Raw genomic sequence first — 25806 nt, 5'->3', positions numbered from 1 at the left:
GCGAGGCGTTCATGAACATATTGTCTTTAAGCAAAACCAATTGTTATGTTCTTAGAAGTAAGGAGGGAACTCTCCTTATCGACACCGGTTATAGCTATGATAAAAAGCGATTCCTTTCATTATGCAAGAAACAAGGCATCAGTTGCAGTGATATCGACTATGTTTTTCTTACCCACCATCACGATGATCATTGTGGGTTGGTGAATTTTCTGGTTGAACAGAACCCTCGAATCAGGGTGGTGATGCATGGACTTTGTGCTGATTTGGTGGCCAAGGGAGTCAATGCGACCGAATACGGCGGAAAGTGGGCTTCTCCTACCATGAAAGTCCTTGCCGGTATGTATGGCAAGCTTGATCGGAATTGGACTCTTTCCTTTCCTGCCTACCAGGTCAGAGAAATTGATATCCTTCTGGATTTTCCTACACCCTCCATCTCCCGGCTCGGATATACCATTATTTTTACTCCTGGTCATACCCCTGATTCCATCAGCTTGTTGGATGATGAAGGCAACCTTTTTGTCGGGGATGCAGCCTCCAATTATTTACAATTTGCACAAACCAGGTATGCACCTCCCTTTTTGACTGATCTTAAGCAGTTTTATCTAAGTTGGGAGACTCTTTTGACTTTTCCCGTACATCGAATCTATCCTGCCCATGGCAAGAGTTTTGCCCCAGGGGCCTTACGGAAAAACCTCAACGCCTTGAAAGAGGAACATCTTCCCCTGTATATCATAAAGTAGATAGTTCTTTACTTTCGTATGGTCGCAAAAAAGGCTGCCTCTGTGGAGACAGCCCATTTGAAAATTGAATTTTTAGTCTTCCAGTGCCTGAAATCGATCAAATTCAGCAAAAACTTCTTTATCAGGATTTTTTTCCAGTAAGCTGAATACAATCATGAGGATGGAGGCAATGATGAAGCCAGGAAGCAATTCGTAGATATCGAAGATACCCCCGGAGAGTTGTTTCCAGAGTACGACAGTGATGAATCCTCCTACCATGGCAGCTATGGCCCCGTTCTTGGAAGATCTTCTCCAGAACAAACTGGCAATGACGACAGGACCAAAAGTTGCACCGAAGCCAGCCCAGGCATAGCTGACGATGTCAAATATGGAACTCGTCGGGTCCATTGCCAGAAAAATGGCAATGATTGCTATGACCAAAACGGTAATTCTGCTCACCATCAAGGTTTCCTTGTCTGAGGCATCCTTACGGATAAAAGCCTTGTATACATCCTTGCTGAAAGCAGAGGCGGCAACGAGCAACTGGCTATCCGAGGTGCTCATGCTTGCAGCAAGGATGGCGCAAAGGAAGATTCCCGCAATAAAGGTCGGGAATATGTTTTGCATGCTTGCAATGAAAACTGCTTCAGCGGCGCTCTGGCTTTCATAGACCATAGGAAGCAGAAAAATTTTTCCGATGACTCCGACGATCAGAGCTGCTGCCATTGCTATGGTAACCCATACCATGGCAATGCGTCTTGAGGTCTTGACCTCCTCATTGCTTCGAATGGACATGAAACGAACCAGGATATGAGGCATTCCAAAATAGCCCAGACCCCAGGAAAGGGCTGAGATGATATCAATGGCACCATATTTTGTTCCTGGTGCAGATGTAAACGGATTAAGGAATTGCTGACCAAATGATCCTAACTTGGAAATAGCCTCTCCAGGTCCTCCGCATTTGATCGTAGCTATGATAGCGGTCAAGGACAGTGCAATGAACATAAGCGAACCTTGGAAGAAGTCCGTGGTTACGACGGCAAGGTAGCCGCCGAGTAGCGTATATCCTAAAATGACAACAACCCCTAGCAATAAGGCAATATAATAATTCAAGCCAAAGACGGCAGTGAAAAGCTTGGCACTGGCAAGGAAGCCGCTGGCGGTATACACAACAAAGAATACAATGATCAACATAGAGCTGATGGTTTTGAGGATATTTGAATTATCATGGAAACGGTTTGCAAGGAACTCTGGAATGGTAATGGAATCCTTGGCATGAATGGAATACTTGCGTATTCTTTTTGCAACGAAGAACCAATTGAGATACGTTCCTATAATAAGCCCAGCGGCTGTCCAGAAGGCTTCCTTGAGACCGGTAAAATATGCAACCCCGGGCAGACCCATCAAAAGCCAGCCAGACATATCGGAGGCTTCGGCACTCAAGGCTGTAAACCAGGGACCGACAGAGCGACCTCCAAGAAAATAATCGCTGGTACTGTTGGTTTTTCTATACGTATAGATGCCAATGCCAATCATTGAACCCAGGTATAGTACAAATGCAACAATAGTAATCAAGTTATTGCTATTCATAGAAACTCCCCCTAAGAAAAATATTGCCTCAGAGTACCTGTTCCAAATGTGGTTGGCAAGCGAATTCTAAAAAACAATACGTATTTATTGCATAAATATGCGTTATATTACATCTGATACCTGATTGTTTGCCAAATATTGTTATATTTTTCCAAGTCGATACCCAAATCCATGATGTTGTCGGAGTTCTTCATATCTTCGGCAGTAAAGAAATAATTATGATTTTTCATATACTTTTCAGCTTTCGTATTGGTAGTGGGAGGAAAGCCGAATTCATCGAGGAATTCTGCATATATTTCTGGACGATGGATGAAATTGATGAATTTCAATGCAGAATCATAGTTTCTTGAACCCTTGGGAATGACCATGTTGTCGATATACATCATACCACCTTCCGGGGGTATGAAAAAATCGATATCGCCCCATTTTTCCTCGGGAATCTCGGAAAAAACATTCTCTGGATAACATTGGGATACCCAGAATTCACCTCGTGCAAAGGATTTTGCAAAGGATTCGGAGTCAAACTTTACGATATTTGGTTTCCACTCATTGACGATCAAGTCAAGTGCCTGTTGCAGTTGGGCCTCATCGGTGGTATTGCCGCTATATCCAAGATATTTGAGTGCGCCACCCATTACCTCGCGCATATCGTCAAGCATGGACATGCGACCTGCCATTCTTTTGTCGGCAAAAATCGACCAATCCTTGTTGTAATTTGCCGGGGCATAGGCCTTGTTTACCGCAATTCCGCTAGAACCCATGAAATAGGGGACAGAATAACGAAAATTGCTATCGTAGGTAGCCTTTTCTTTGATAAGAGGGTTGATGTACTTGAGATTCGGGACCTTGGAATGGTCAATTTCCTCAAGCATTCCCAACTTTATCATGATAGAGGTATAATCGGAAGAGGGAAAGATAATGTCGTACCCTTCATTTCCCCCGGCCATGACTTTTGCAAACATTTCTTCATTTGAGGCAAAATTGTCAATGATGACATCAATGCCCGTTTCTTTTTCAAACTGCTCTATCACCGAGTCCGGTGTGTAATAGGTCCAGTTATATAAATAAAGCTTTCCGTTTACCAGATTACTCTTTTTGCAACCGATTAAGGCCATGGATGCAATAAGGGAACAGAGTACCAGCATCCGAATGTTTGTTTTGTGCATGTCGCACCTCCTGAAAAGCCTCCGAAGCTTAGCTGCTCGCAGCCACAGTCTTAAGGAACCTTCTAAAGATGAATGCAATGATCATAGTCCCGAGTATCATGACGAACGACAGTGCGTTGATAACCGGGGATACGCCGTAACGAATCATTGAATATACATATAGGGGGAGTGTACCCGAACCAGGCCCGGATACGAAGAACGTTATGACAAAGTCCTCGAGGGACATAGTAACACACATCAAGAATCCTGACAGAACTGCCGGAAGGATTGTCGGTACAATGACCTTGCTGAGAGTCTGGGACTCATTTGCACCAAGATCCCTGGCAGCCTCAATGGTTGAAAAATCAAATTCATCCAGTCTTGCCGAAACCATCATGAAGACGAACGGGAGATTGAAGGTCGTATGGGCAACAAAAATAGTAAACAAGCCAAGACGGATCTTGACAGCCGAAAAGAATATCAACATTGAAATACCGATGATAACTTCAGGCAATACCATCGGCAAATAGCTTATCGTCGTAATATAGGAACGTCCCCGGAACCTATACCATTTGATGCCGATGGAGGCAAGAGTTCCCAAAAGGGTAGCCGTTATGCTACTGGTCAAGGCTATGATAAGGCTGTTTTTGAAGGCGGCCCACAGCGACGGGCTTTCAAAGATCAGCTTTTCGTACCATACGAGCGAAGCATGATCCCATTCCATACCCTTGGTGCTGTTGAATGAGTAAGTCACGACAACAAATAGTGGAATAAAGAGAAAAATAATGATCAGTGTCAATACAATATAGGAAAAAGAGACCTTGTGGCCTTTGTTGTAGCTATGATAGTTCATTTTGCACCTCGTATCAGGTGGTGACGACGTATGTTCTGTTCAAGATTTTCCTGGGTATTCTTCTTCCCGGAACCTTCTTTTTGGGACTGTTCCCTTTTTCCGTTGTATAGCATCCAGAAAACCCCGACTAAGGAAATCATGGTCAATACCATGGAAAAAGCAGAGGCAAGAGGCCAGTTACGAGTTTTGGAAACTTGGTCTACGATGATATTTCCTATCATGGTTGACTCTTTTCCACCAACGAGCAACGGGACCGTATAAGCTCCGAATATCGGGATGAAAGTAAAGATGAAGGCGGTGCTCAATCCACTTTTGATGTTGGGGAACATGACTCTTATAATTGCACCCAGCTTGGTGGCTCCCAGATCGCGGGCCGCATCGAGAAGGGCGAAATCAAACTTATCGATCGTCGTAAATAGGGGAAGTATGGCAAACGGCAGATACATGTAGATCAATACAAGTATGACTGCCCCATTGTTGTAAATCATATGCATTCCATGATCCAGAATTCCCATTTTTATCAAGAGTGTATTGATGAATCCTTCTGTGGAAAGGATTGATATCCAGGCATATATCCTGATGAGGGAATTGGTCCAGAAGGGAATAATGATCAGGAATAGAAGCAAGGTCTGATGTTTGCTTTTTGCCATGGCATATCCGCAGGGGATTGCTATCAGCAAGCAAATGAAGGTTGAAACTACACTGATCCAGAGAGTCCTTATTACAACCTTCCCAAAACTCGGGTTGAACATTTGTCTATACGCCTCAAGGGTGAATTTCCATTCAACCCCTCCGTAGAGCCCGCGTTTCAGAAAGCTATATAATATGATTATTCCAAGTGGAATGGTAAAAAAGAAAGTGAACCACAAACCCATTGGATAGGAGTAGGTCGTTCCCAATATTCTTTCCCGGTCCTTTGGCTTACGATACTGCTTCATTTATCGATTTCCTTGACCAGGTAGCCATCAGCTGCGGTCCAGCTGACAAAGACCTTGTCTTTCCAACTGATTTCAGGTCCATCGTCAAGAAAGGCCGTATGTTGCTTGAAGACCTTGATGATGCTGTGCTGTTCATTTTCAAGTCGCACATAGAATTTTGACTGGAATCCTGAATAGACGGGTTCATCTACCATTCCGCAATAGGTGTTCAGTTCCTTGTTCGAAATACGGGGAGCTTCTGCGGTAATCCTGACCTTCTCGGGTCTGACTGTGAAATCAAATTTCGCACCAATGGGTTGTGGATCATAATCGGTAACTGAAACGATTCCCCCGAGATCCGGTACATCGCATCGGAGAAGATATTCCTTCTCAGAAGGTTCACAGGATAAAATGGTGCAAGGAAACATGTTTGATTCACCTATGAATTGGGCAACGAATCTGGTTGCCGGAGCCTCATAGATTTCATAAGGAGTCCCGATTTGCAATACCTTGCCTTTATTCATGACAGCTATACGGTCTGAAACCGAAAGTGCTTCACTTTGGTCATGGGTAACGTAAATAAAGGTAATGCCTACCTTATCATGAAGTTCATCGAGTTCAACAAGCAGGTTTTGGCGGAGTTTTGCATCAAGTGCGGAAAGCGGTTCATCCAGAAGCAGCACCCTTGGTTCGTTTATAAGGGCACGAGCAATGGCAACACGTTGTTTTTGACCACCGCTAAGCATGGATGGTTTTTTGGCAATATGATCGTCCAATTGGACGAGGTGTACGTATTCCCTGACTTTCCTGTCTATTTCGTCTTTCTTGATATGTCTGAGGCGGAGAGGAAAGGCTATATTTTCATAAACTGTAAGATGGGGGAACAAGGCATAGGTTTGAAATACCGTATTGGACTGACGTTTGTCTGGTGCCAAGGGAAGTATGTCCTTTCCATCGAACTCTACTGTTCCATTATCTGGGTAATCAAACCCAGCGATAATCCGTAACAATGTGGTTTTACCACATCCCGAAGGTCCGAGAAGGGAAAAGAATTCACCTTTCTTGATCTGGACGCTCACTTCATCGAGAGCCTTGAAATCCCCATAGGCACGGGAGACCTGGCCAACTGTTACTTCAACACCTTTCAATCTTTTCCATTCCCTCCACTCGTTTCAGGCACAGAATTTCCGTAGGGAACAAGCCCCTTCGGAGCCTTTGCGATTCAATGCGACTATCGAATATTTAAGTACTACTGTCAAGGCTTTTGAATCAAAAAAAACAAGATTGAAAAAAAAATATATAAAACCATATGAGTAAACAATATATTTTAAGATTAAAACAAGGTTGTTTTTGATGATTCCCATAGATTTTGCAAGATTGCAAAAGGAACGGATAACTATAGGATGATGAATATGTAAAATATTGGAACGCAATAATCTGTTTGCATATCCACTAATTGTTATTTGCCGATTTTTCGGGGAAAAAAACAAGAACCCTTGAGTTGACTAGGACCTTTTCCGATTATACCATGGCGTATGATCTTTAAGAAAAACAAGAATGAAGAGAAAGCCCTGGAATTGGCGTCACAGCTCGGAGACAACGCCGGGAATGAGGAAATCCAGAAGATGGAAGGAAAGCTTCCTTCCATGAACAAGGGTCCCATTGCCAAAATTTGGGACAAGGTTCAGGATCTCTACCGGGCTTTCATGAGTGAGGATACCCCCGCTTCCGTGCGCACCCTTATTATTGGTGGCTTGCTCTATCTTGTACTTCCCTTTGATATTATTCCTGATGCAATACCTGGGGCAGGGCTGTTGGATGATGCGGCAGTCATTGGATTCATATGGAAAAAACTTGCAGATATTACCAAGGTAGGGGCAAAAATTGTAGCGAAGACAGCACCTGCAAAACTGGGGGAACAAGTAACAAAAGCCTATGAAAAGGCTTTTGAGGCTGCAAGAATGAAATTACAGGGGCTTTTGAGAAAACAGGAACGAAAAACGATACTCAACTGTTTCATCAACCTTGGAGTTTTCCTGGTTGCCCTGTTATTTCTTTCCTTTGACGGGGAGCTTTCGATGTTGCTTGCTTCCCTATGTCTTTTGGTTACCTTGCTCCGTTCCCTGTATTCGTTTGCGAAGACACTGCCTGAAATTGCCAAACTTTGGAAAGCCTGGCGGAAAAAAAGGAACCTCGATGGAACCGTGGCTGAATATCTTCGTCTGCGCTATCCCTTTATTGCTCCCTTGGAGAAACTCAAGGAGGGCATCGTTGTTCTGGAGGGCATTCCTACTCTGGAATCGATGGTATCGATGCAGCGCAAGGCTTTGAGAAAGACTATCCTCTCTGTTGGTCTTGCCTTGTTGATTGCCACAGGGTTGGTATTTGTTTTGCGGCATATGCTTTTGGCACTCAATACCCCTTATACCTTCAGGGAGCTTCTATCTTATCCCTTTGTCAGACTTTGGAGTCTTTTCATGAAATAAGATAGGTAATCATTATTGCCTACTTAGCTCTTCTTTGAACGTTTCCTTGGTGAGGCTATGCACAAAGGAATGTTGTCCATCGTTACAGGTTGTAATCTGTACGCTCTTTATATAGGGTTCCACCAAATTTACCTTGTCCTTGGGGGTTACCACCATGAGTTGGAGATCCATGTTCTTGAAAAGATCCATTGCATAGCGTGAGTTTTCATCGTCACTTTTGCTGAAAGCTTCGTCGACGATGACAAACCGGAAGGAACGCGAGACATTGGAGCTATTGAAAACATCAAACTGGTGGGCAATTGCCGCAGCCAGGATGGTATAGGCAAGTTTGGCTTTCTGTCCTCCCGATATTCCTGCACTGTCTTGGTAATACCGTACCTGTTTTTCTGAAAGAGGATCGTATTCCTCTACGGCAAACACAAACCAGCGCCGGACATCCAATACTTTTTTGCAGAAGAGTTCATCTGCCTTGAGTGCTTCCAGCAAGGTTTTTGTTGCCTCGAAGAAACGGTTGTTGGCTATTTCTAGATTTTTGTCATTACCTTGAAGGTTTGCTCCGACATCGGGAATTGCTGCACCCAGAAGAGTGTTGAACTGTTTGATTTGGGTATCCTGAATTTTTTCCAAGGTAAGCTTGATTCGTGTCTGGGGTTGTTGCTGGTAGACAATTGAGGAAAGGCTTTCATTGAGCTCGGCGATATTTTCCCTGATATGCCTATCCCACTGGCGCAAGGCAACATTGAAGTTTATGATATCGCTTTTCATTTGCCTGGAACGCATATTCTCGAAGCGTTCCTTGAACCGAGGAAGATCTTCAGCCTCAAGCTTGTGTTGCAGGGCAAGAAACATATCCAAGGCCTCTGTGTCCGGTCTCAAATCCGATACATCGCTTGTCCAGGTCGGATAGGTTTGCAAGAGTTTTTGGTTGGGACGAACAAAATGGTCCATCAGGGTCTCAACTTTTTTCCTGGCTTGCTCGCGCGCTTGAGAAAGTTCATTGATGCGGGTATCCAATTTGACTTGGAGCTCCATTCGTACTTTCTTTATCTGCTCAAGGCTACCAAAGGTTGAAGGCAGTGAATTGCGGCTTGCAAGGCCTTCGATATAATCCTGATATTGTGCCAGGTCAAAGGAGGAGAGTTGCTCGCTATACGTTTTGCGGTCACGGATCTCCAGTTCTTTTTCTTTATTGTTTGAGCCAAGATTCAAGGTCAGTTTTTCTTTTTCAGATGATAAGGTATCCAAAAGGAGTTTGGTATGATGTGCTTGTTCCTGAAGGGCACTGAGGTCATTCATCTCGTTTCTGAGGGCTATGAGTTGGTCATCCAGGATCTCCTGCCGATTCTCCAGCGAGTCCGTATCAATTTCCTTGAATTGCTTGAACTCCAGAATTCTGTCAGAGGCAGCTTTCTTGTCTGCAAGGAGTTTGCTTTCCCGTCTCAAATCCTCGAGAATTCCCTCGATTTCCTGCTTCAAATCTGATAGTTGCCCCATACGCTCCTGGAGTCGGGTTCGTTTTTTCTGGGCGTCCCAACCAAGGATTTGCCATTCTGCAGTCTCCGTTGCTCCCTTGCGGAAATAGCTTTTCGCATGAAGGAGACTGCAAGACCCAAAGCGGTTGTCCGTTTCCAGAAGTTCCAGGGGATTAGTACTTAGGTAATACGGAATTTCTTGTTCCAATAAGGTCTTTATGAAATTACTGTACGGGTAGTCAGGTCGTGTTTCCAACATGAGATCCAGACGATTGGGCGTAGGTAGATCCTCAAGAAATATTTGTTCGTCATCATCTATAAGTTTTGGTTCTTCCTCTTTTTTCTGATCTGTCGGGCTGATTTGTTTTTCTTCGATTCGTCGGATCTCAAGGGGGAGTTCCAACGGATGTTCCCATAGGTAGGAGACTATGCTTTCCAAATGATAGGGCTGAACGAGTAGAGTCAGTGCCAAGGAGCGAAGAATTCCATTCGTCCCAGCCTCATATTCCAGGCAATCTTGCCTAAGTTGAATCAATTCACCCAGAAAAGGCACGTCCTGTTCCTGTAAGCCAAGTTCTTGGCATAGTTGCTCTCTTGCCAATAGGTACTTGTATGGGATATTGGTTTCCTTGTTTCCCATGGTCTGGAGCTGAGCGTTAAGATTTTGCAGTTCTTGATTGCATTTGGTCAGTTCATTGGTCTGATCTATCCGTTCATCCTCAAGGCTGTCCACCCTGATTCTGAATTTTTCTTGCATCGATTGAATATGGGCAAGGTTTTGGATAAAAGCAGGTGAATCCTGGGGAACCGAAAGCCGTAAGATTTTGGCAAGGGTTTCGTATGTATGTCTGGAGGCTTGGGTAGTGGCAAGGCCATTGCAGAGCCATTCTCGTTGCTTTTTCAGTTCGTTTTCACGTTCAACTCTCTTATCACTGGAAAGGGTACGCTTCAGATCTTCAAGAATTTCTTCCACACGTTCAGATTCTCTTCTGTTTTCCGATAATTGGGTTTGCAACTCTTCATGTTCTATCTCTCTCTGTTGAATTTCCTGGTCGAGAAATTGCATTGCCTTCAGTCCTTCCCATAAGGGCAGGGTCTGTTTCTCGACTTTCAGACCGACCAACTTGGTATCGAGTTGCTGGAATTCGTGCGCTTCCTGTTCAATTGACCGGAGTTGCAAAATCTGTTCTTCTTCTTTTTCAATGAGTTTTTTGTACCCATGAGTGTTTCGAAATTTACCAGGGTTTTCTTGAATTCGCTTTCGATATCCATCTCCGATAGCATTCTAGTCCGTATGAATTCATTCAGGTTCGAAAGGTCTTTCATCCCTACGGTCTGGGAAAAAATTCGCAAGGCTTTCTCCCGATCCCGGAATCCGACGCGTGAGGCAAATTCGATGCTATAGGCCTTGAAGGTGTCAAAGAAGAAAAGTTTGTAGGAGGAAAAGGCGGCTTGCATACGTTTCTTCCAGCCTGGTGTGGCGTCAAAGGCAACGTCCCGTTCAGTCATGGCTTGGAGATCCAATGCGCCTTCGCAGAGGATGAAATATCTTTGCAATACTCCGTTTTGATTGAAATAACGGATTTGGAGCAGGGTAAGGGGATATTCAGTATTGGCATTGTCAAATTGCCCTAAAATGATACTGTGGCAACTCTTGTCCCTCAGATATTCTTTGTTTACCGAATAATCATGTTCACTCTTGGTAGTGGAATAGGCTCCGAGTACATAGCTTTCCTCACTTCTTCCTTCCTTGCCATCTTGCCCACCTGAAAGGTTGTAGGCCCTGTATTCTCGAGGTACCAGCAATGTGAGCAACCCATCGACCAAGGTTGTTTTCCCTGATCCATTGGCCCCTGTCAGCAAGGTGTTTTCTCCTGCCAAGTCGAGATTGACAATATAATCTGAGAAAGTTCCCCAGTTGAATAATTGGAAATGGGATAATCGGTAACCAGTATGATGGATATCCAGGTCAAGTTCATTTTCTAGCATTGATTTCCTCCTTGGAGGCTTTGAGACGAGTCTTGAATTCTGTCAGGAAGGAAGTGGTTATTTTTGCCCTGATGATGGTGCGGATTTCAAATTCCCGTTCATGAGGGGAGGTCAGGCTTTCTGAAGTAGGGTTATGGAGGCTTTTGATGAAGTACATCTGGGCAAGACTGGACAGAAGGGAGGAGACCAAGTCAGCATATTTTACTTTATCTTGGCTATTGGGATAGTAGGGTTCCATCAACTCCGCAATTTGCTGTTCCTGCATTATGAGCGAAAGGTTGGTGCTTTTGCTCATTTCAAACTTATCCAGTTCGTCACGCAATAGGACCAATAACAGGGATTGTTCATAAGTAAGGGGGGATTTTCTCAATAAACGGACATTTCCTCCGACGACATTGCCTTCTGCATCCTCGTTTTCCATAAGAAAAGCATATCCTTCATCGACATTAAGCTGGAGGGTGAGGCCAATGACTGCCATATATTCATTTATCTTTTGTTGCCAGATGATGAGATTTTCGAAAGGTTCGGGACTTTCGTCCCGGAAAAGGGGTTCCTGCAAGAGTTTTGAGCAAAGATTACCCCATTCAGTTGTCGTTTCCATTGATGTCCACCTTTGGTATGATAAGTCTGACGGGAGATCCGTCCTCATTGTTTCTGTATGTTACTATTTCTGTTTTTGCATCATCAAAAATTGCCCAGTCCTGTTTTTCCAGCAAAGTCAGATAGGTTACGATTTCAGCCAAACCCTCTTTGATCGGATGGTTGAGCAAAACCTCTGCAAGACAAAGGTTTTTCCCTTTGTTTCGTTCAAATTCGAGATTTGCCAGTAGTTCCGATTCGTCTATCTGTACATCTGCAAAGAGACTTGCATAATCAAGCGGACTGAGTGTAGGCGGTTCGTAGGAGTTTATTTTCTTTGTACCTTCGGCTATGGGAAAAATCGGGTATCGTTGAAGGCTGGAGAAAATATTGGCTTGTCCATCAATAAAAAGGATATCCTCCTTGCCATAGGGAGGATTGTCCAGGGCCAGGAGTTTTATGGAATCCAAAGTCTCCTTGATCAGCCGGTATTCCGGGGAATTGTAACGGGTGAGGACTCGTTTGATACGATCGGAAAGCAGTCGATTTTCTTCGATTACCTCCCTTCCTTCCTCAATGAGCACATCCTCAAGATGGGCAAAGAAGGCATGGTCGAACGCTTGTGATCCCAAACGCTCTTTCAATGCATCTGTCTTTGCCTTGATGGTACTTTCCTCGGGTGTCGCGCATAGGTAATTCCAGAAAGAGGTGAAACTTTGTCCTTGTGGGGAATTTTCGAGTTCTTCGCTTTTTTCAAGGGTAAATCCCAGCATTTGTCCACGACTTTCTGTTGCCTGGATCTGTTTGTGGCAAAGTTCCGAGAAAATTGCATGATTGTTGTCTTTCAATTGCCTGAAATCTGAAAGCAAGGTTTTGCTGGTTTGCTGCAGGTTATATAGCCTTTCCGAGATTTTCTGGGGACTGAAAGTCGTGGCCTTTCCTGTCCTTTCGATTTCATCTATTTGTTCCTGTATTTTTGCTTTTTGCTTTTCCAGTTCATCGATTCTGGCCCTGGGGTTATCTATGGTGTTCAAATCGAGTTCCCTGAAGCCTTCCATTATCTGGGCAAAACGTGACTCTGTACCGATGAATAGTTTTTTTGAGTCTATGATTTCTTCAAGGAAGCGAAAGATTCTTTCAAGACCTGCTGACAATTCAATTGTCTCTATTGCTTGTTCATCATAGTAGCGCAGCAAAAAACCATTTCTTTCATTGCTCCAGGAAAGGATCAAGTTTCTTGCTTTATCCGTTGTATCCAGCTCAATGATGGAAGTCTCTGATTCATCTTCCTCAATGAAGGTATCCTCTGTTTGCAGAAAACCGGAGAGCAATTGCTGGAGGTGGGATTGTTCTATATTGGTACGATTTTGAATCTTGAAAACAGTATACAGGAAACTGATTATTTTCGGTCCATTTTTTCTTGAAAGAAGGAATAGCCCACTGTCATCTTGAAGTAGTTGTTCGACAAACGTAACGTCCGAAAGCACTATTGTTCTCCCCTATAGGGTTGATATTTTCAGAATCATACCGTATCTAGCGGTTTTTTTCCACTCGTTTTTGTGCCAATAGCAGAAAGATGAGGATAAAGGGAAAAATGGCTCCGGCAATGAGACCAGCCCTGAGTTGCAATACTGGGGCATGGTCTGCGACCAGTCCTATGAGATAGGGGCCCAAGGCCGCACCGCTGTCTCCTGCCGCTGCCAGCAGGGCAAACATCCCTGCTCCTGCAAGGGGAAACACTCTTGTCGACAGTACGATTGAACCAGGCCAAAGCAAGCTGGTGGCAAAGCCACAAAAAGCGCAGGCAAAAAGTGATAGGAGAGGGAAGGGAGAAAGTGCTGCTACCAGATAACAGAGCACAGAGAGCGCTGACCCGAAAGTCATGAGCCTTCGGACATTCCAATGTTCTCCCAGATGCCCGAATATGGCTCTTCCTGTTCCCAGGCACGCGGCAAACAAGCAAAGACCGAGAAGGTCTCCCATTGCCTTGGGTAGATGTAGGGCTTGCTCGGTGAAAGCACTGGTCCACTGGCTCATCGATACTTCGGCAGCCCCGCCGCAAAGAATTCCCAAAACAAGCAACAAAAGGAGGGGAGAAGTCAATAATTCCTTGCCCTTGGTTCTTTGTTGTTCGTCTACCATGGGAGCTAATGGGACAAAGCAAAAATTTATTCCCCCTGCCAGTGGGACCAAGGTCCAGAGCAAGACTACTTTTTGCCAGGAAAGAATCGTAAGGAGGAAGGTGGTGAGGACTACGACCAGAATGAAACCCCAGGCATAAAAGCTGTGCAACAAGCTCATTGCCTTTACTTTTTCGGGGCCCGGTATGGCTTGGACAATAGGGGAGAGCAACAATTCCATCAGGCCGCTTGCACAACTGAAAATAATCGTAGCCAGAACAAATCCCGTATAGGGGAACTCGGGGAAAAGTGTCGGTGAGAGGGCAAACAAGGCCAAGCCGATTGCCGCGATAAAATGCCCTGCTACGACAAAAGGACGAGGACCATACTTGTCGACAGGTCGACTGAAAGCCAGATCGGTGACGATCTGGGTGAAGAAATTGATCAAGGTAAGTCTTCCCGCCATTTCAAAGGTAAGATTGTATTCCGTCATGAGTGTTACGAATAATAATGGGGTGAGATTGCAGACCAAGGCGCCTACGAGATTTCCTTCATAACAGGCATGTATTGTTCGTTTGTAATTCATAGAAAATATATTCCTTGCCTTAACGGTAGTTTGAGATCATTGAGAATGATTCCATATCTGCCTATCATCGGATATTTGGTCTGATGGTACAAGCAGTACGACACCAAGATAGCATAAATACTCAACTCTTTTAGAGAGGGCAGATGCCTTGCCTTGGTTTATCCTTGCTTGATATTACTTCAACCGAGCGACACTGAATCTTCACTTTATATCCTTTCATTCTTCATATTTTAAGTACAAATTATGTATTAGCAAACAATTACTATAGGAGTAAACTAACATGAAAAAAGGTGCAATCGTAGCGCTCGTATTTTCCGGAATCTTGATTCTGTGCAGTATCGGTCTTATCATCGGAAGCTTTTATACTTTCCAACCACAGGCCTCGTTTCATCAGTTTGCCAATGGATATATGTTCAGTATGGGATCTCCCTATGCAATGGGTATGAACTCTCACTATGACTTGATGCTCTTACTCCTTGGCTGTACCTTCCTGAACACGGGAGTGATTCTCCTTGCCTTGGCAACCTATCTTTTGGTCAAGGATGGCAAGAAGCAAGCTCCGAGGGTAATCGTAGAACCTGATAAACCCAGGGAAACGGTTAAGGTCGAAGTAGCCCAACCAAAGAAGGAAAACCTCGATGGGGCTATTGAAGTCGGCGAAAAAGCCTGATGATTGACAATGCATGTACAAGGGGAGCTTCGGCTCCCCTTGTTTTGTAGTATGACGGGCATGTCATCATTCTTGGGTGAAATTCCCAAGGGGCGTAGTTGCCGACGAACCCGATAGCGACTTGCAAGTTTCACGCCGCGAGGTGTGGGAGGGAAGAAGCAATAGCGAAATCGTGGCCCGACGGACAGAAACCTGATAGTAGGCAGGTGGAGGGGACAAGCTGGCTACTATCAGTGAATCCCAAAGGCAATGTGACCTTCATCTGTAAATCAGGCGGGTAAACGAGGAAAGAGTGATGACTTATCCCGCGAGGTCTCCACAGCGTACGAGGCTGCAACATCGCTTATGACGACGTAGTAACAACGAATGTGGAGAAGTCAGCAGAGGCCGTAGTAGCGACCGGGGAAACGGACGCAAAGGGCCGAACAATCAAACGCCTTTCGAAAGGGAAAGGTCCATCCGCAAATCCGAACGGCGAGAGCCTACCAGTGATGATGCGGGTGAGAAAGGAACGAATGAGAGAGGAAGACAGGTCAAGACCGAACACGAGACTGTGCGAGCAACTGATTTCCCTTGCGAACATCCAGCAAGCGATGAGGAAGGTGATGCAGAACAAGGGTTCTGCGGGAATCGACGGGATGGAAGTGACTGAACTTCCATCCTACCTTGAAGCCAACTGGGCCTTGATTCGCGAGCGGATTGTCACTCGGACGTACAAACCCAAACCGGTGCTCCGACGGGAAATACCCAAGGACAACGGGGGCGTGCGTCTGCTGGGGATACCGACGGCAGTGGACCGGGTAATCCAGCAGGCCCTGGTGCAGGTTCTGACCCCGGTGTTCGAACCGACATTCAGCGACTTCAGCTTCGGGTTCAGGCCCGGCAGGAGCGCCGAGGATGCGGTCCGACTCGCCCAGACCTACATGTCCGAAGGGTACAAGCACGTGGTTGACTTGGACCTGTCCAAGTTCTTTGACACGGTCGACCATGACATCCTCATGGGACTAATCGACAAGCACATGGACGACAAGGACGTGAGGAGGCTCATCTACGTATATCTGAAAAGCGGAGTGATGACCAACGGGAGCATGATGGCAACAGCACTGGGTACCCCGCAGGGGGGCCCGTTGTCGCCCCTGCTGTCGAACGTCTATCTCACCCCCTACGACAGGGAACTGGAGAAGCGGGGACTGCGGTTTGTGAGGTACGCCGATGACTGCAACATATTCACCAAGAGCAAGATGTCATCCTACCGGGTGAGGGACAGCGCGAAAAGCTATCTGGAGCGGAAGCTGAAACTGAAAGTGAACATGGAGAAGACGGAGGCAAGGAGGGCCGTAGGTTCGACCTTCCTCGGATTCACATTCCGGACATACGGCGAGAGAGGAAAACTTGGGAGGACCGTTCCCCACGAGAAAAAGCTGAAGAAACTTGAGGACCGGATACGGCTGGTCACGAAGCGCAACCGCGGAGTGAGCATCTGGACGGTCATTGGGGAGCTCAACAGCATCCTGAGGGGTTGGGTTGGGTACTTTGCAAGAAGTGCCATCAAGGAATACCTCAAGGGCCTGATGGAGTGGATTCGGAGGCGCATACGCCAGTATCTATGGAAACAGTGGAAGTCCGGGAATAACCGGAAACACCGCATCAGGCAACTGGGAGCGGAAGAGTGGAAGCTGAAGAAATGGACACTTGCCAGCAGGTCGTACTGGAAGATGGCAAAATCCATGAACTATCTCATCAGCAATGAGAGCCTTCATGAGCATTACCGACTGGTGGATATTCTGGGTTATTACAAGAAGCTCCATACTGTGCGTATGGAGCAAGATGGGATTGTGCTGGATTTCCGGTACAATAGTCTGTTTGGTTGAACCGCCGTATGCCGAACGGCACGTACGGTGGTGTGAGAGGTTGGGGCTTAGTGGCCCCCGCCTACTCGATTGTCAAGCCGGAGCTGAAAAATTAATTGTAGAAATCATGAAGATGGATCATGCAATCCATTTTTCTTTGTAAATATATTCTTATAGCGATAATAATTGATTAAAATAGCAAAATTGTTTCAAATACGCAAAAATAAAAAAGATATATTTTTCTTGACTCTATAGTTGCTATAAGGTTTACCGTTTAGATAACCCTAGAGATAAGGATGGAGAAGATGTCTTCAAAAACACTTATTCGCAATGCTCGTGCAATAGTCACTTGTGACGATTCAGATACCGTATATTATGACTCGGATATGCTCATAGAGGGACCTGCCATTATTTCCATCGGAAAGAATCTTGATTCCACGGGGTGCACCATTCTCGATGCCCGTGGAAAGTATGTGTATCCAGGCCTGATAAATACCCACCATCATTTTTTTCAGACATTCGTCAGAAATTTGATGACCATCGATTATCCCAATATGCTCGTGGTCGATTGGTTGGATAAGATCTATCCGATTTTCCAGGAAATAGACAGTGATGTCATTTACTACTCCTCGTTGGTCGCCATGGCAGATCTGCTCAAGCATGGGTGTACCTGTGCCTTCGACCATCAGTATTGCTATACCAAGAAGACGGGAAAATCTCCCGTTGACCGGCAAATGGAAGCTTCTTCGCTTTTAGGAATTCGCTATCATGCAGGAAGGGGATGCAACACCCTTCCCAAAAGCAAGGGAAGTACTATTCCTGAAAAAATGCTGGAAACTACAAAGGAATTCATTGACGACTGCAATCGGCTCATCGGTCTTTACCACGATTCAAAACCCTTCAGCATGAGCCAGATTGTTGTCGCTCCTTGCCAACCCATAAATAGTTATCCTGAGACCTTCAAGGAATCGATTGCCTTGGCCAGGGATAAAAAGGTTCGTCTCCATACGCATTTGGGCGAGGGTGAGAATCCCATAATGCTTGAGCGCTGGGGAAAGCGTTCTCTCCGGTGGGCAGAGGATATCGGTTTTGTGGGTGAGGATGTTTGGCTTGCCCATGGGTGGGAACTCACCAAGGAAGAGTACAGGGTCATGGCCCAGACAGGTACAGGACTTTCCCATTGTCCTGCCCCTGCTGTCTTGGGAGGGTTCCCTATTCTGGATATTCCGGCAATGCAGAAAGCTGGAATGAATATATCCTTGGGATGCGATGGTTCTGCAACCAATGACAGCTCAAATTTGTTGGATTCCTTGCGCATGGCCTATTTGATGCAGGCTTATCATAGTAAGGCACGGGGAGGTTGTCCTTCTCCCTATGACATGTTGAAGATAGCCACGATAAATGGTGCCAAGACCTTGGGACGAACTGATATCGGCTCCCTCGAGGCAGGCAAAGGTGCAGACTTGTTCATGATTGATACCCTTGCCCTGGAATTGGCAGGTACGTTGCATGATCCCAAGACCTTGTTGGCGCGCACAGGAGTGACAGGACCTGTATGGTTGACCATGGTAAACGGCAAGGTTGTCTATAAGGAAGGCTATTTGACGGGAATTGATGAATACAAACTGGCGGAGGAAGCCGAAAAGGTCTGTACGCGCGTTCTTCGTTCGGAGTTTCCAGCGGTATTCGGCTCGATCACGCACTGATCATTGCATTTTCATGGGCTGAAGCCCAATGATGATATGAGGAGAACTGACATGAAAAAAACGGCTGTATTGATGTTCCTGATTGTGTCTCTCGCTTGCACCGCTTTGTTTGCAGGTGGCAGCGCTGAAACGAAAACAGAAAATGGTTCACTGAAGGTAGCGCTTTTACTTTCGGGCCCTGCTAACGACCAAGGTTGGAATGCAGTGGCGTTCGCAGGTCTCAAGGCAGCCGAAGAGAAGTATAATCTTGAGACTGCCTATTCTGAAAACGTCGGGATTGCCGATGGCGAGGCAGCCTTTACCGACTATGCATCCCAAGGCTATGATCTGGTCATCGGCCATGGGTTCCAGTTTGGTGACCCTGCCGTGCGGGTATCGGCGAATTTCCCGAAGACAAAATTCATGGCTATTGAGTCAAATGTCTATTCCGAGAATGCAGCCAGCTATGTAATGGCTTGCGAACAGGCAGGATATCTGATGGGAATGCTCAGTTCTTACATGTCCAAGACAGGTATCATCGGTATTGTCGGAGGGTTTGAGCAACCTTCCATTGTAAAGGTCGTGGAGGCCTACAAACTTGGGGCAAAGGCTGCAAGACCAGATATCAAGGTGCTGGAAGTTTATATTGGTAGTTTTACCGATGTTGCCTTGGGGAAGGAAGCAGGACTTTCGATGGCTGACCAAGGTGCGGATGTCCTGAGTCATATTGCCAACCAGGCCGGAACCGGGGTTATCAAGGCTGCCCAGGAGCGTGGCTTGCTTGCTACCGGGGATTCCTATGACCAGAATTCCATTGCCCCTGATACGGTAATGGCCTCGACGGTCTATAGTGTTCCTGCCTTGGTGCTGTCCGCGGTTGAGAAGGTGAAGAACGGAACGTATGTAGGTGGTGTTTTCAATCTTGGAATGAAAGATGGGGTAGTTGATATTTCCGGGTATAATTCTTTTGAGTCAAGGATTCCTGAGGCAACGAAGAAGTTGATCGCCGATACCCGCGCCAGGATTTTGGACGGAAGCTTTACTGTTCCCTTGATCGAGACCAGGACGAAATAACCGAACGAGAACGTAGGATGCATGTATGCAATTTGTATGCATGCATCCCCATATACCAAGGAGTTACGATGTCATTGTTGACCATGCATGCCATAGATAAATCCTTTTTCGGAAAGCCGGCAAATGAAAAGGTAAGCCTGGAAATCGGATATGGCGAGATACATGCCTTGCTGGGTGAAAACGGGGCAGGCAAGACTACCTTGATGAATATTCTCTATGGTATGTACCAACGTGATGGGGGGACTATTGAGCTGGAGGGTGAGCTGGTATCGTTTGATTCACCAAAAGCTGCCATAGAACATCGTATTGGAATGGTACATCAGCATTTTGCCTTGGTCCCAACCCTGACTGTTTCCCAAAACATTACCTTGGGCTTGAAAAGCCCTGGATATCCGTTTTTGAAACGGGCAGCGCTTGACGAAAAGATTCGCGCTTTGTCAGTAAAATATGGCCTTGAGGTTGACCCCACTCGATTTGTCAAGGATTTGTCGATCGGCCAGCAACAAAGGGTGGAAATCATAAAATTGCTCTACCGCGATGCCAAACTTCTTATTCTGGATGAACCGACCGCGGTTCTTACCCCTCAGGAGATCCAGAGCCTTTTTGCTGTATTGAACAGACTTAGGGAGGAAGACCATTCTGTCATTATCATAACCCATCATATACCCGAAGTGCTTTCCATTACCGACAAAATCACGGTATTGCAAAATGGACGTATGGTAGGAACTGTCAACACCAAGGAAACAAACGAAGAGGAACTTTCTCGTCTTATGATTGGGAGAAAACTGCAGGGAGCAAAACGGGAGCCCTTGTATAATGGTTCAAAAAAGGATGGGCTGGTTCTATCATCTGTTGAACTTGCTAAGGATAGGCTTGGTCCGCTTTCCTTGAAGGTCTTTCCTGGTTCCGTATTGGGTATAGCAGGGGTGGATGGAAATGGACAAAAAGAACTTGCCGAGATTATTCTTGGTATTCGTATGAACCCAAAGGGCTCTGTTTTTCTTGACGGGGTATGTCTTGATGCTTTGTCTGTCTTGGAACGGAAGCAATTGGGAATAGGGTATATTTCTGATGATCGTCAGAATGATGGTTTGATTCTCGATATGGACCTGAATGAAAACATGATGCTTGGAGTCCAGGGAGAAGGAGGTTTGCGTTCCAGTGGTTTTCTCAATCGTCCCTTGATTCAAAAGAAGACAGAGAAGGCTGTGTTTGATCATAGAATAAAGACTTCATCGTTGGATTGTCATCTTAGGTATCTTTCCGGAGGAAACCAGCAGAAATTGATTCTAGCCAGGGAAATGGAGGGAAATCCAAAATTAGTGGTTGCGTGTCAACCGACACGGGGTTTGGATATCGGCTCTTCGGAAACCGTGCACAATGCTTTATTGTGTCTGAGGCAGGAAGGATGTGCAATCCTCTTGATATCCTCTGACTTGGAAGAGTTGTTGTTGCTCAGCGATGATCTTGCCGTCATGTATGGTGGCAAGATCATGGATTGTTTTCCCAACGATAATATTGACTTGACGGAAGTAGGTCTGTTGATGGCTGGAAAGGAGATAATCGAATGAAGAGAAGAGCCAGGACAGTTATTTCCTATCTTTGTATCATTGCCATTATATTGCTTGTCTCTGCTTTGTTGATTATTTCGGTAGGGAGCAGCGTCCAAAAATCCTTGGCGAGTTTTATCAGGGGCATCGCTGGTTCTTTCTATGGTTTCAGTGAGGTTCTGGTACGTTCTACTCCCCTTATCCTTGCAGGGTTGGGGGTAGGTATGGGTTTCAGGACGGGGTTTATCAATATCGGGGCGGAAGGACAACTCTATATGGGAGCCATTGCCGTTACTGCCCTGGGTATGGCTGCTCCTGGACTTCCAGCCATTGTAATGATTCCCCTGGCCCTTGTCCTAGGGTTTGCCTTTGGGGGGATCTGGTCTTTCATCCCAGGAATTCTCAAGGCAAAATTTGGTATCTCTGAAGTACTGAATACGATTATGTTCAACTATATTGCCATAAATTTGGTAGGAATTTTGGTCAGGACCAGTCTCAAGGATACTTCCTATCCATATCCGATGTCTCCCATGCTTCCCAAGGCTACCTACCTTTTTCAACTATTTCCTCCCAATCGTGTCCATGCAGGGTTTTTGATTGCCTTGGTTCTGGCCGTACTTATGTATATCTTGTTATTCAAGACATGGACAGGATTTGGTATGCGTGCTGTTGGGCTTAACAGTAGGGCTTGTCGATGCGCAGGTATTTCCGTCTTCAAGAATCTTGCACTTTCTTCAGTGATAAGCGGAGGTTTGGCCGGAATAGCCGGGGTGTGTGAGGTGTCGGGCTTGCATCATCGATTGCTTGAGGGAATAAGCCCCAGTTATGGCTATCTCGCCATAATCGTAGCGCTTCTTGGTGGAAACCATCCACTATGGATCGTAGTTTCTGCACTTGGTATTTCTGCCTTGCAAGTAGGTTCCATGGCAATGCAACGTAGTGCCGGGGTACCTACTTCAATTGCTTCGATCATCATGGGACTTATCGTTGTATTGATACTTGCCCGCAAACAATTGTTTACGATTGAAAAGGAGGCTTGACTATGGATATTTCCTTTCTGGTTTCCATAACGGCCTTTTTGGCTGCGACTATTCGAATGGCAACTCCGATTGCCCTGGCTGGACTCGGTGAGACGATTAGTGAACGTAGCGGGGTGATAAATATTGGGGTCGAGGCCATTATGCTCAGTGGAGCTTTCTTTAGCTTTTTAGCTTTGTTTACTACAGGAAGTATTTTTTTGGGATTATTGTTCGGTATGCTAGGAGGAGTTGCTGCGAGTATGTTGCATGCGTTCTTGAGTATCCGATGCAAGGCGAACCAGACGATTGCCGGGTTGGCACTCAATTTCCTGTTGCTCGGCCTTACGAGTTTTTTGTTTCTCATGAAATTCGGGCAGACTACCACGCTGCCTTCCGTTGCTGTCATAAAGACTTTCAAGATTCCCCTTTTATCCCGGTTACCGTTGCTAGGGGAGGCTATATTCAACCAAGATCCTTTTGTATATCTCTTGCTTCTCTTGGTTTTGCTGACTTGGATTCTTTTCTATAAGACTGAATGGGGAATAATTCTTCTGGCAGTAGGAGAAAATCCTCGTGCTGCCGATACCGCCGGAATAGCGGTGAACAAGGTGCGTTATCTGGCCTGTTTCGCCAATGGTTTGCTTGGAGGTTTGGGTGGAACTTATCTTTCCTTGGTAAAACTTGGGTTTTTCATGGAAAATCTTACTGCTGGTAAGGGGTTTATAGCCTTGGTTACGGTAATTCTGGGAAGAAGGAATCCTGTGGGGGTATTGTTGGCTTCTATGGTCATTGGTTCTGCCGAAGCACTTCAGATTCGTCTGCAGACCATGGGAACCAATATTCCTGCCCAAGTGTTTACCATGCTTCCCTATGTAGTGACAGTTGTGGTATTGCTGTTTTCCATTGGAAGAAACCAGGATCCTTCTGCCCTGGGAATCCCGTATGACCGTGACAAGCGTTGACAGGTGAAAGGTCTTGTTGCTAAGGTTCTGTAATGAAAGAGATTTTCTCCATTGGCGAATTCAGCGAATTATTTCATGTAGATGTCCAAACTCTTCGTTATTATGATTCGATTGGGCTATTGGTTCCTTCTTCCCGTGACACGAAGACGGGTTACAGGCATTACCGTTTCGATCAGGTCTATCAACTGGCAAGCATTCGCTATTTACGTAGGTTGGGATATTCTCTGAAACAAATCAGTGAATATCTGAATTCCAGAACGCTGGATAATAGCATGGAATCACTCAGGCAACAAGCTGAAGCGCTCAGGGCGCAATGGAATGAACTCTATACCATTGATTTGGCCATCAGCCGGAAACTTGAGTTTATCGAGGAACAGTCTGTTGCATCCCTTGATGTAAGAAACATCTTTCTGAAGACTTTTGGTGAACGAATATACCTCAATATCGGTTTGGAAGAAATCCTGTATGCTTCTGAGTCGTTTTATTTGTATCCCACGGTAGTATTTTATACACAACAGGGAAAGCAGTTCGGGGCCTATATGTTCAACTACCAGGATTCCGATGAAAAGGGAACCAATAGATTTGGTGCCGAGCTTTCGGTTATACCGGAAGGAAGATTTCTCTGTGGTTACCACCAAGGTGCCTATGAATCAATCGGACAGTCTTTTTCCAGGATACGACAAACAGGGAAGGCTCTTGATCTGAATTTGAGTCCTGATTACATGAATTTCAATATTATCGACCAATTTGTGGAACGCGATAGCATGAATTTCATTACGGAGATACAGATTCGTATCCTTGACTAGTTAAAACACGTTGCACCAAGCAAGACAAAATCTCCAAGGATTTTCGGTTTTACTCTTGAGAAAGGTCCAAAGAGTATGAGAAATGACGCTTTGAATAAAAAACTGCAATACGGTGCAAGAGCGTAAAAAATAAAAAGAGGAATCAATTTCATGATTCCCCATTTTGCTTAAACCTATTTCAGGTAGCTATTACTTTCCGCCTTTGCTTCCATTGGAGGTTTCTTTGGCAGTACCATTGCCAGTGGCGTCTCCACTATCAATCTTCTTGGAGGACTGCTGAAGTTGCTTTTGGATTTGCAGTTGTTCATCCTGATACGTTTTGAGCTGTGCCAGTTCCTGTGTTGTGAGTTGTTTAGGGGTATCGATCAGTATTCGTTCCCGATCCCTGACGAGCAACCGAGCAAACAGTTTTTCTTGGATTTTATCTTGTGTAGGAGTACCGAGGAAAATGCCTTCGATCTGGCACTGTTGCTGATCTTTAAGCTGTAGCTGGGTAACAGCACCTTCTGGGAGCATGATTTCAATTTTTGTACCGTCTTCTTGAATCAGATAAACTGTCGGTTTCTCAGCTGGATTCTGGATCAACTCAATGGTTCCTTCCAGGGAAGTCGTTTTTTCAAGCACTTCTACATTTCCTTGGGCGAAAACGGATGTGCTTACCAACAAGAGAAGGATAACGAACAGCGAATGAGTTTTAATGATAATTATCTCCTATGAAATGGATTGTTTTAAAAACATCCCTTCATACTAGTAAACAGGTAGAATCCTATATCGTTACATAAAGTCGCTTTTGTAAGAAAAAAGGTTTTCCCCAATGACAAAATAAATCAAGATTGCCAAAAGATCGAAGAACAATCCAAAAGGAAAGCTCTCTTGTCTGGATAAATCTTAGGATACAAGAAGACAAGTAATTTTCCTTTCCCTTCTCAGAAAGAAAATTTGGATATGCAGAAAATTAGCTGATTTTTACTAATTTATTCCGCAAGTCCTGGGGAATATCATTATAGCTCATTATGGAAATGGAGCCAGACGATGCAATTTTGGGATTTAATTTCATTGATATGTTTTGATCCAACTTCCACATTGATCCTGTTGCAGGATCGATAATAATCATGCCAAAAAGACCTCCTACAAGCAGATTGCCCCAATACCATCCATCAAGGGTGCTTGTCAATATATAGATGGAAGGTTCAAAACCAGCCTTTTCAAAAGTTATTGTATAGGAAGCTCTTGTAAAAAAACCATTTCCAGCATTGAGAAAAACTGTTGCAGGCGTGCTTCCAGTATAAATCAACCTATTGGTGTTATCAGTAATCAATATTCTTGCTTCAGCAGGAGCACTCGTAATAGTTACTGGATAATTACTATCGCTCAGTATTGTCGCACAACTGGTTAGCATCACAATCAAGAAAATCAAAGAAATTGGGAGGATAGTTTTTTTCATTAAGATATTGAACCTTTTTACATTTCTTTAAAAGATTATCTTACCATATGTACATATAAATTACTATAAGCAATATTAAAGTATATAAAAAATAGGGAATCCGATTTCAACCATCTTTTTTAATCACTCTTAAAAATAGTTCAGGCATCTTGGATGTCATTTAGATGGTAATATTCGAATTCTTGGGTTTTTAGCTTATAGCATTTTCAATTACAGAACATTTTGCCATATTGTCGTAACAAATTTACATTGAAAACGCATTTCAAGCATCTATCATATTAATTACCATC

At 44.9% G+C, this 25806-nt stretch carries 22 protein-coding genes; 10 read left to right on the top strand and 12 right to left on the bottom strand.

The window, feature by feature from the left end:
- The first annotated feature begins 11 nt into the window (after window positions 1-11).
- The gene (locus ACHZBG_RS15190) at window positions 12-740 is read left to right on the top strand and encodes an MBL fold metallo-hydrolase (RefSeq protein ID WP_320130311.1); all 729 of its coding nucleotides are present in this window, start codon (window positions 12-14) and stop codon (window positions 738-740) included.
- Between the two features lie 72 nt (window positions 741-812).
- Here the strand turns inward: ACHZBG_RS15190 and putP are convergent, their stop codons facing one another.
- From putP to ACHZBG_RS15165, 5 genes are all read right to left on the bottom strand, one after another.
- Window positions 813-2309, bottom strand: a complete 1497-nt coding sequence (gene putP, locus ACHZBG_RS15185) for a sodium/proline symporter PutP (RefSeq protein ID WP_320130310.1) — start codon at window positions 2307-2309, stop codon at window positions 813-815.
- Window positions 2310-2416: 107 nt separating this feature from the next.
- Window positions 2417-3475, bottom strand: coding sequence for an extracellular solute-binding protein (locus ACHZBG_RS15180; protein ID WP_320130309.1), 1059 nt, complete (start codon window positions 3473-3475; stop codon window positions 2417-2419).
- 28 nt (window positions 3476-3503) lie between these two features.
- Entirely contained in the window at window positions 3504-4307 is an 804-nt protein-coding gene (locus ACHZBG_RS15175; protein ID WP_320130308.1) for an ABC transporter permease, read from the bottom strand.
- Window positions 4304-5245: an ABC transporter permease gene (locus tag ACHZBG_RS15170; RefSeq protein ID WP_320130307.1), complete on the bottom strand. Its 942-nt coding sequence runs from the start codon at window positions 5243-5245 to the stop codon at window positions 4304-4306. The genes ACHZBG_RS15175 and ACHZBG_RS15170 overlap by 4 nt, the downstream gene beginning before the upstream one ends.
- Complete coding sequence (locus ACHZBG_RS15165) at window positions 5242-6372, bottom strand: ABC transporter ATP-binding protein (RefSeq protein ID WP_320130306.1); 1131 nt, start codon at window positions 6370-6372, stop codon at window positions 5242-5244. Before ACHZBG_RS15165 ends, ACHZBG_RS15170 begins: the two co-directional genes overlap by 4 nt.
- Before the next feature lie 387 nt (window positions 6373-6759).
- Here ACHZBG_RS15165 and ACHZBG_RS15160 point away from each other — a divergent pair, with 387 nt between their 5' ends.
- Entirely contained in the window at window positions 6760-7710 is a 951-nt protein-coding gene (locus tag ACHZBG_RS15160) for a YkvA family protein (RefSeq protein ID WP_320130305.1), read from the top strand.
- 12 nt (window positions 7711-7722) lie between these two features.
- Here the strand turns inward: ACHZBG_RS15160 and ACHZBG_RS15155 are convergent, their stop codons facing one another.
- Genes ACHZBG_RS15155 through ACHZBG_RS15135 form a run of 5 tightly spaced genes read right to left on the bottom strand, consistent with a single transcriptional unit; the run spans window position 7723 to window position 14456 of the window.
- Window positions 7723-10362, bottom strand: a complete 2640-nt coding sequence (locus tag ACHZBG_RS15155) for an SbcC/MukB-like Walker B domain-containing protein (protein WP_320130304.1) — start codon at window positions 10360-10362, stop codon at window positions 7723-7725.
- Window positions 10293-11171, bottom strand: a complete 879-nt coding sequence (locus tag ACHZBG_RS15150; protein ID WP_320130303.1) for an ATP-binding protein — start codon at window positions 11169-11171, stop codon at window positions 10293-10295. Before ACHZBG_RS15150 ends, ACHZBG_RS15155 begins: the two co-directional genes overlap by 70 nt.
- Window positions 11158-11772, bottom strand: a complete 615-nt coding sequence (locus ACHZBG_RS15145; RefSeq protein ID WP_320130302.1) for a DUF4194 domain-containing protein — start codon at window positions 11770-11772, stop codon at window positions 11158-11160. Before ACHZBG_RS15145 ends, ACHZBG_RS15150 begins: the two co-directional genes overlap by 14 nt.
- Window positions 11756-13237, bottom strand: a complete 1482-nt coding sequence (locus tag ACHZBG_RS15140; RefSeq protein ID WP_320130301.1) for a DUF3375 family protein — start codon at window positions 13235-13237, stop codon at window positions 11756-11758. The genes ACHZBG_RS15145 and ACHZBG_RS15140 overlap by 17 nt, the downstream gene beginning before the upstream one ends.
- A gap of 46 nt (window positions 13238-13283) precedes the next feature.
- Window positions 13284-14456 carry an MFS transporter gene (locus ACHZBG_RS15135; RefSeq protein WP_320130300.1) on the bottom strand — a complete coding sequence of 391 codons (1173 nt, stop codon included), beginning with the start codon at window positions 14454-14456 and terminating at the stop codon, window positions 13284-13286.
- Between the two features lie 280 nt (window positions 14457-14736).
- Between ACHZBG_RS15135 and ACHZBG_RS15130 the strand changes: the two genes are divergently transcribed.
- The 8 genes from ACHZBG_RS15130 to ACHZBG_RS15095 all read left to right on the top strand — a co-directional run bounded on the left by ACHZBG_RS15130 (window position 14737) and on the right by ACHZBG_RS15095 (window position 24072).
- A complete protein-coding gene (locus ACHZBG_RS15130) occupies window positions 14737-15126 on the top strand; it encodes a hypothetical protein (RefSeq protein ID WP_320130299.1) in 390 nt (129 codons plus the stop codon).
- Window positions 15127-15494: 368 nt separating this feature from the next.
- Entirely contained in the window at window positions 15495-16997 is a 1503-nt protein-coding gene (gene ltrA, locus ACHZBG_RS15125; RefSeq protein ID WP_320128961.1) for a group II intron reverse transcriptase/maturase, read from the top strand.
- 284 nt (window positions 16998-17281) lie between these two features.
- A complete protein-coding gene (locus tag ACHZBG_RS15120) occupies window positions 17282-18682 on the top strand; it encodes an amidohydrolase (protein ID WP_320130298.1) in 1401 nt (466 codons plus the stop codon).
- Window positions 18683-18733: 51 nt separating this feature from the next.
- Window positions 18734-19735 (top strand): BMP family protein, encoded by a 1002-nt coding sequence (locus ACHZBG_RS15115; protein WP_320130297.1) that lies wholly within the window; start codon window positions 18734-18736, stop codon window positions 19733-19735.
- Window positions 19736-19803: 68 nt separating this feature from the next.
- A complete protein-coding gene (locus ACHZBG_RS15110) occupies window positions 19804-21306 on the top strand; it encodes an ABC transporter ATP-binding protein (protein ID WP_320130296.1) in 1503 nt (500 codons plus the stop codon).
- Entirely contained in the window at window positions 21303-22325 is a 1023-nt protein-coding gene (locus tag ACHZBG_RS15105) for an ABC transporter permease (RefSeq protein ID WP_320130295.1), read from the top strand. The genes ACHZBG_RS15110 and ACHZBG_RS15105 overlap by 4 nt, the downstream gene beginning before the upstream one ends.
- 2 nt (window positions 22326-22327) lie before the next feature.
- A complete protein-coding gene (locus ACHZBG_RS15100; protein ID WP_320130294.1) occupies window positions 22328-23266 on the top strand; it encodes an ABC transporter permease in 939 nt (312 codons plus the stop codon).
- Between the two features lie 32 nt (window positions 23267-23298).
- On the top strand, window positions 23299-24072 hold the full coding sequence (locus ACHZBG_RS15095) for a MerR family transcriptional regulator (RefSeq protein WP_320130293.1): 774 nt from the start codon (window positions 23299-23301) through the stop codon (window positions 24070-24072).
- 189 nt (window positions 24073-24261) lie between these two features.
- On the opposite strand, the gene ACHZBG_RS15090 is transcribed toward ACHZBG_RS15095, so the two are convergent.
- Together ACHZBG_RS15090 and ACHZBG_RS15085 are read right to left on the bottom strand one after the other, a co-directional pair.
- Window positions 24262-24696, bottom strand: coding sequence for a hypothetical protein (locus ACHZBG_RS15090; RefSeq protein WP_320130292.1), 435 nt, complete (start codon window positions 24694-24696; stop codon window positions 24262-24264).
- Between the two features lie 331 nt (window positions 24697-25027).
- Window positions 25028-25516: a hypothetical protein gene (locus tag ACHZBG_RS15085; RefSeq protein ID WP_320130291.1), complete on the bottom strand. Its 489-nt coding sequence runs from the start codon at window positions 25514-25516 to the stop codon at window positions 25028-25030.
- Between the last annotated feature and the right edge of the window lie 290 nt (window positions 25517-25806).

Source organism: uncultured Sphaerochaeta sp., from assembly GCF_963676625.2.
Taxonomy (GTDB): Bacteria; Spirochaetota; Spirochaetia; order Sphaerochaetales; family Sphaerochaetaceae; genus Sphaerochaeta.
The sequence above is the reverse complement of the archived record's forward strand: the minus strand, read 5'-3'. Positions and strand labels throughout refer to the sequence as shown.